Annotated in this window: 2 tRNA genes and 3 rRNA genes; all 5 read left to right on the top strand. The window is 49.6% G+C overall.

From position 1 onward, the window contains the following. Positions 1–49 precede the first annotated feature (49 nt). Positions 50–1,579, top strand: a 16S ribosomal RNA gene (locus AC07UV_RS25505). 123 nt (positions 1,580–1,702) lie between these two features. Continuing rightward, positions 1,703–1,779 (top strand) — tRNA-Ile (locus AC07UV_RS25500). A 97-nt stretch (positions 1,780–1,876) separates the two neighbouring features. Further along, positions 1,877–1,950 (top strand) — tRNA-Ala (locus AC07UV_RS25495). A 280-nt stretch (positions 1,951–2,230) separates the two neighbouring features. Continuing rightward, a 23S ribosomal RNA gene (locus AC07UV_RS25490) occupies positions 2,231–5,110 on the top strand. 146 nt (positions 5,111–5,256) lie between these two features. Further along, a 5S ribosomal RNA gene (rrf, locus tag AC07UV_RS25485) occupies positions 5,257–5,362 on the top strand; the annotation flags it as partial.

Here is a 5,362-nt window from a genome sequence, read left to right as displayed (position 1 = left end):
AAAAAAGAATTCTGATTATGTAAATAGTTGGAATCAAAAACTTCATTTTACAATGGAGAGTTTGATCCTGGCTCAGGATGAACGCTAGCGGCAGGCCTAATACATGCAAGTCGGACGGGATCCATCGGAGAGCTTGCTCGAAGATGGTGAGAGTGGCGCACGGGTGCGTAACGCGTGAGCAACCTACCTCTATCAGGGGGATAGCCTCTCGAAAGAGAGATTAAGACCGCATAATATAATTTTCCGGCATCGGGAGATTATTAAATATTTATAGGATAGAGATGGGCTCGCGTGACATTAGCTAGTTGGTAGGGTAACGGCCTACCAAGGCGACGATGTCTAGGGGCTCTGAGAGGAGAATCCCCCACACTGGTACTGAGACACGGACCAGACTCCTACGGGAGGCAGCAGTAAGGAATATTGGTCAATGGGCGGAAGCCTGAACCAGCCATGCCGCGTGCAGGATGACTGCCCTATGGGTTGTAAACTGCTTTTGTCCAGGAATAAACCTCTTTACGTGTAGAGAGCTGAATGTACTGGAAGAATAAGGATCGGCTAACTCCGTGCCAGCAGCCGCGGTAATACGGAGGATCCGAGCGTTATCCGGATTTATTGGGTTTAAAGGGTGCGTAGGCGGCCTATTAAGTCAGGGGTGAAATACGGTGGCTCAACCATCGCAGTGCCTTTGATACTGATGGGCTTGAATCCATTTGAAGTGGGCGGAATAAGACAAGTAGCGGTGAAATGCATAGATATGTCTTAGAACTCCGATTGCGAAGGCAGCTCACTAAGCTGGTATTGACGCTGATGCACGAAAGCGTGGGGATCGAACAGGATTAGATACCCTGGTAGTCCACGCCCTAAACGATGATAACTCGATGTTGGCGATAGACAGCCAGCGTCTTAGCGAAAGCGTTAAGTTATCCACCTGGGGAGTACGCCCGCAAGGGTGAAACTCAAAGGAATTGACGGGGGCCCGCACAAGCGGAGGAGCATGTGGTTTAATTCGATGATACGCGAGGAACCTTACCCGGGCTTGAAAGTTAGTGAAGAGACCAGAGACGGTCTCGTCCTTCGGGACACGAAACTAGGTGCTGCATGGCTGTCGTCAGCTCGTGCCGTGAGGTGTTGGGTTAAGTCCCGCAACGAGCGCAACCCCTATGTTTAGTTGCCAGCATGTAATGGTGGGGACTCTAAACAGACTGCCTGTGCAAACAGCGAGGAAGGTGGGGACGACGTCAAGTCATCATGGCCCTTACGTCCGGGGCTACACACGTGCTACAATGGATGGTACAGCGGGCAGCTACATAGCAATATGATGCTAATCTCTAAAAGCCATTCACAGTTCGGATTGGGGTCTGCAACTCGACCCCATGAAGTTGGATTCGCTAGTAATCGCGTATCAGCAATGACGCGGTGAATACGTTCCCGGGCCTTGTACACACCGCCCGTCAAGCCATGAAAGTTGGGGGTACCTAAAGCATGTGACCGCAAGGAGCGTGTTAGGGTAAAACCGATAATTGGGGCTAAGTCGTAACAAGGTAGCCGTACCGGAAGGTGCGGCTGGAATACCTCCTTTCTAGAGTATCGCGGATCGGTACTCGTCACGTTACATATGATTGAAAAAGAAGAAAAAACATCAGAAGAAAGTGCCCGCCCCTATAAGGAGCAGGACCGAGAGAGATAGATGAACAGAATAGCTAGTCCCGTAGCTCAGTTGGTTAGAGCACTACACTGATAATGTAGGGGTCAGCAGTTCAAATCTGCTCGGGACTACCAGGTAGTAATGAGTATTTAGTATCTAGTATTTAGACAAATGGATGGCGACATACATGGATCTAAGGACTAATGTCTAACATCTCAGGTCTAACAAAAAGGGGAATTAGCTCAGCTGGCTAGAGCACCTGCCTTGCACGCAGGGGGTCAACGGTTCGAATCCGTTATTCTCCACGTTCTTAGTACAAAGTATTTAGTATATGGTATTTAGAGATGATATGGCGACATATCGGAGTCTAACTACTGCTATCTAACTACTGGTTACTAAAAAAAGAGTTCTTTGACATATTGAAAGAGAAAAAAAATTACAAGAGAAGACAACAGTATAGAGACAATGCTGGTATGTGTCTGATGTAGGGAGGAGACCCTCGGTCGAAGGCCGAACGAATCTCTGCGTAGCATACGGGTATATATATCACAAGCAGCCGCATAGTAGCAAAAGGCTATGCCGGTGAAGAAAGTAAATAAGGGCACACGGGGGATGCCTAGGCTCTCAGAGGCGAAGAAGGACGTGATAAGCTGCGATAAGCTTTGGGGATTGGCAAATGCGACTTGATCCAGAGATTTCCGAATGGGGCAACCTGACTATTTGAAGAATAGTCGTATGATACGCGAACGCGCTGAACTGAAACATCTAAGTAGGCGTAGGAGAAGAAAATAACAATGATTTCCCAAGTAGTGGCGAGCGAACGGGAAAGAGCCCAAACCGGTTATGTTACGGCATAGTCGGGGTTGTAGGACCACGATATTGTACAATGCTATGAACTGGAAGCAGGTGGGAAACTGCGCGACAAGGGTGAGAGCCCCGTACAGGTAAAGAATATTGGCATAGTGGTATCCTGAGTACCGCGGGACCGGAGAAATCCTGTGGGAATCCACCAGCACCATCTGGTAAGGCTAAATACTCCTGAGAGACCGATAGTGAACCAGTACCGTGAGGGAAAGGTGAAAAGAACCCCGAACAGGGGAGTGAAAAGAACCTGAAACCGTGTGCTTACAAGCGGTTGGAGCAGACAAGTTCTGTGACAGCGTGCCTTTTGCATAATGAGCCTACGAGTTACTCTTGTCTGGCAAGGTTAAGCCCTTCAGGGGCGCAGCCGAAGCGAAAGCGAGTCTTAATAGGGCGCATAGTCAGATGAGGTAGACGCGAAACCTTGTGATCTACCCTTGGGCAGGTTGAAGTTGCAGTAACATGTAATGGAGGACCGAACCGATAAACGTTGAAAAGTTTCCGGATGACCTGAGGGTAGGGGTGAAAGGCCAATCAAACTGGGAAATAGCTCGTACTCCCCGAAATGTTTTTAGGAACAGCGTCGGCATCGAGTTTAATAGAGGTAGAGCTACCGATTGGGTGCGGGGGAGTCAAATCCTACCAAATCCAGACGAACTCCGAATGCTATTAAATATGGCCGGCAGTGAGGCTTTGGGTGCTAAGGTCCAAGGCCGAGAGGGAAAGAACCCAGACCATCAGCTAAGGTCCCCAAATTCGTTCTAAGTTGAACTAACGAGGTCCGGTTGCCCAGACAGCTAGGATGTTGGCTTGGAAGCAGCCATTCATTTAAAGAGTGCGTAACAGCTCACTAGTCGAGCGGCCGGGCGTGGATAATAAACGGGCATCAAGAACGGTACCGAAGCTATGGATTTGTAACAGGAGTTACATCTGGTAGGGGAGCATTCCATATGGGGCGAAGATATCTGGTAATGGGTGTTGGACCGTATGGAAAAGCAAATGTAGGCATAAGTAACGATAAGGCGGGTGGGAAACCCGCCCACCGAAAGACCAAGGTTTCCTGATCAACGTTAATCGGATCAGGGTCAGTCGGGACCTAAGGCGCACCCGAAGGGGGCAAGCCGATGGACAACTGGTTAATATTCCAGTACTCTTCATAACTGCGATGTGGTGACGGAGTAGTGACACTGCCGCGAACTGACGGAATAGTTCGTTGAAAGGCGTAGGTATAGGGACGGTAGGCAAATCCGCCGACCCTGCTGAACCCCAATAGTACAGCAAAGCTCCGGTGGCGCTGATAGAGCAGGTAAACAGACTTCCAAGAAAACCCGCTAAGCTTCAGGTTATGAAGACCCGTACCGCAAACCGACACAGGTGGTCGAGGAGAGAATCCTAAGGTGCTCGAGTGAGTCATGGCTAAGGAACTCGGCAAAATGGCCCTGTAACTTCGGGAGAAGGGGCGCTGTCTCGCAAGAGCAGCCGCAGTGAAAAGGCCCAGGCGACTGTTTAACAAAAACATATGGCTTTGCAAAATCGCAAGATGAGGTATAAGGCCTGACACCTGCCCGGTGCTGGAAGGTTAAGAGGGGATGTCATCGTAAGAGAAGCATTGAATCGAAGCCCCAGTAAACGGCGGCCGTAACTATAACGGTCCTAAGGTAGCGAAATTCCTTGTCGGGTAAGTTCCGACCTGCACGAATGGTGTAACGATCTGGGCGCTGTCTCAGCCATGAGCTCGGTGAAATTGTGGTATCGGTGAAGACGCCGATTACCCGCAACGGGACGGAAAGACCCCATGCACCTTCACTATAGCTTAACATTGAGATTGGGTACAGGATGTGTAGGATAGGCGGGAGATGTTGAAGCGGCTTCGCCAGGAGTCGTGGAATCAACCTTGAAATACCGCCCTTTCTGTATTCGGTTTCTAACTCCTTTATGGGGAGGACATTGTTTGGTGGGTAGTTTGACTGGGGTGGTCGCCTCCAAAAAGGTAACGGAGGCTTTCAAAGGTAAGCTCAGTACGCTTGGTAACCGTACGTGGAGTGCAATGGCATAAGCTTGCTTGACTGTGAGACCAACAAGTCGAACAGGGTCGAAAGACGGACATAGTGATCCGGTGGTTCTGTATGGAAGGGCCATCGCTCAAAGGATAAAAGGTACGCTGGGGATAACAGGCTGATCTCCCCCAAGAGCTCATATCGACGGGGAGGTTTGGCACCTCGATGTCGGCTCGTCACATCCTGGGGCTGGAGAAGGTCCCAAGGGTTGGGCTGTTCGCCCATTAAAGTGGCACGCGAGCTGGGTTCAGAACGTCGCGAGACAGTTCGGTCCCTATCTGTTGTGGGCGTTGGAAGTTTGAGTGGATCTGACCTTAGTACGAGAGGACCGGGTTGGACAGACCTCTGGTGAACCTGTTATGCCGCCAGGTGTACGGCAGGGTAGCTACGTCTGGAATAGATAAGCGCTGAAAGCATCTAAGTGCGAAACTAGCCACGAGATGAGACTTCCTTATAGGGTCGTAGGAGATGACTACGTTGATAGGCCATAGGTGTAAAGGTTGAGAGACCAAAGCCAAGTGGTACTAATAGCCCGAAGCTTTCTCAAGCAGACAGACACTGTTGTCTTCCTCTTTAATTTTTGAATTAATCTTTCAATATATATGTCATTATGGTTTAAGCTATAAGATGGGTATAAACTTTCACAGGAAAGTCTACATACTGATATCTAAAACTTGATACTATACAAGATCTTTAGGTGCCTATATCGGCGGTGTCTACCTCTTCCCATTCCGAACAGAGCAGTCAAGCCCGCCAGAGCCGATGGTATTGCCGTAACAGGTGGGAGAGTAGGTCGGTG

Source organism: Sphingobacterium sp. GW821-FHT03E03 (assembly GCF_059420745.1).
The sequence above is the reverse complement of the archived record's forward strand: the minus strand, read 5'-3'. Positions and strand labels throughout refer to the sequence as shown.